Genomic DNA, 1,933 nt, shown 5'->3' with positions numbered 1-1,933 from the left:
CAGTATAGTCTGCGACATGTAGTTATTCTACAAAACATTTTACCTTATTTCCTTATGATGTTTACTTCAAATTATTAAATTTATGAACTGTAACAATCAGGTTCTTGCAAAACAGGGATTGAGTTTTCTTACAGAAAAGTGCACAATACTGACCTATAGTGTGTGTATTGTGCACTTTTAATCACGACATAGTAAATATATATGCACTATATGGTGCATATCCTAACGAGTTAGCACCAAGGCAAAAACTCTATCGCATGAGTGTTTATTGTGAATTTTAAATGAATATTTTATATGAAATGGATTTTTAAAATAATGTTTTTAATTGATATTGTATTACTTGCATCAATAAGATATGTTGAACAGATTCCATTTCTGAATCAACCTGTTTGGGACACTTTTAAATCTATAGAAATACTACTTATTTCACAAATAGCTAAAGTTCTATTTCTTATACTGATTGTATTTTTAATTCAGGTTATTCTTATCAGAATAATATTTTATAAGGCAAAAAATGAAACAGATAAATCTACAAGAAGTATAAATAAATCTACTTTTTTCCAAAATATAGAATATCAATATATTCCATCATATTTAGGTATAAGTATTTTAGCTTTTAGTCTCTCTGAAAAGTTACATTACCTTGTTGTACTTGGATTATTCTGTGTCTTTCTGATTAATACTAAGATTGTATTCTTTTCTCCATGGTTAAAACTTGTCAAAAATTTTAGACTTTATTTATTAAGCAATAACAATAAAGAAGAATTACTTCTATTAAAAGGGGACAATAATGAAGACAACTTTCAAATTGAGAATTTAAGTCAAATAAGCACAGATATATATATTGAAACTAAAAATTAAACCCTATGTCTATTGAAAACAAAATAATAGTTGGAGTAACATCTCAAAAAACTGGAAAAATTCAAATTAACAATAAGCAAGATTTTATTAATGCATTTTCTGACAGCTATGATATAGCAGATATAGATCCAAGTTTGGCTGTAGATTTCAAAGCTGAAATATTCAATGGAATCCAAAAAGATGAATGGTACTATATTGAGTTGTCAGATGACGACAAAGCTAATTTAGATGTAATAATAAAAGAGCCAAGAACTCTACTTACTGCAGACGAATCCAAAACTTTATCTCATATTGTTTATTACACGATTGAGAATTCAACATGTAATCGGGCTAATGTAGAATATATTACGAAAAAGAATATTGGTACTCAATTTATTCTAGAGTCAAGACGTGGTAATAAATACAAGTATTTAGAACCTAATGAAAAAAATCTTCAAATTTCAGGCAATATCCGAATCAAATACCATAAAGATGAAAATAGACTTTATTTTAAGAAGAACTCTGATCTAAAAGGTTTCTTCGATATTAGCGCTACCTATGAAGAAGCAACAGAAAAAGAAGTGAATGACTTTAAAGCTTATGCAATTGTTAACTTTACTAAGGATTTTAAAGTTGGGGATCGTAATAAGCATAAGATTAAAATGATATTAGAGGAGAAAGCCATTTATTTAACTGATAGTTCAAAGAAAACAGCATTAAAGACTTATGCTGATAAATATGAGTTGAAGATGTTTAATGACGATGAAATTTTAGATGTGGATAGTAATAAACAGCTAACAGATGTTGTAGATTTACTTTTAGAAAATTTCAATGAAGACCCAATTAGCAAAGATCCTGTTAGAATTCAATCTAAAAAACCTTATACTAAGTAATAACAGTCACTATAAGAAAATTAAGCCCAGGTGCTAACAATGGCTCATAAATCATAGCTTTTTGCCGCAGGCGCAACACAAAAAGCTACGCTTCATAGCCGAACCGTTATTGCGACACGAAGTCGCTTAAATAATTGTTTAACAAGCGGTTGTATGCTTGATTAAACCTACTGTTCCTTCAGTAGTATCCTACCAGAGCA

Annotated in this window: 2 protein-coding genes; both read left to right on the top strand. The window is 28.9% G+C overall.

Translation table 11 applies throughout. From position 1 onward, the window contains the following. Positions 1-315: 315 nt before the first annotated feature. Positions 316-861: a hypothetical protein gene (locus QZZ48_RS15650; protein ID WP_294967186.1), complete on the top strand. Its 546-nt coding sequence runs from the start codon at positions 316-318 to the stop codon at positions 859-861. A gap of 5 nt (positions 862-866) precedes the next feature. Further along, on the top strand, positions 867-1,733 hold the full coding sequence (locus tag QZZ48_RS15645; RefSeq protein ID WP_294967185.1) for a hypothetical protein: 867 nt from the start codon (positions 867-869) through the stop codon (positions 1,731-1,733). Positions 1,734-1,933: the final 200 nt, after the last annotated feature.

Source organism: Sulfurimonas sp. (assembly GCF_016744025.1).
Taxonomy (GTDB): domain Bacteria; phylum Campylobacterota; class Campylobacteria; order Campylobacterales; family Sulfurimonadaceae; genus Sulfurimonas.
The sequence above is the reverse complement of the archived record's forward strand: the minus strand, read 5'-3'. Positions and strand labels throughout refer to the sequence as shown.

Bases quoted from the DNA above. Each gene is read 5' to 3' on its own strand.
- QZZ48_RS15650 (WP_294967186.1), top strand. From the start codon at position 316: ATGTTTTTAATTGATATTGTATTACTTGCATCAATAAGATATGTTGAA.
- QZZ48_RS15645 (WP_294967185.1), top strand. From the start codon at position 867: ATGTCTATTGAAAACAAAATAATAGTTGGAGTAACATCTCAAAAAACT.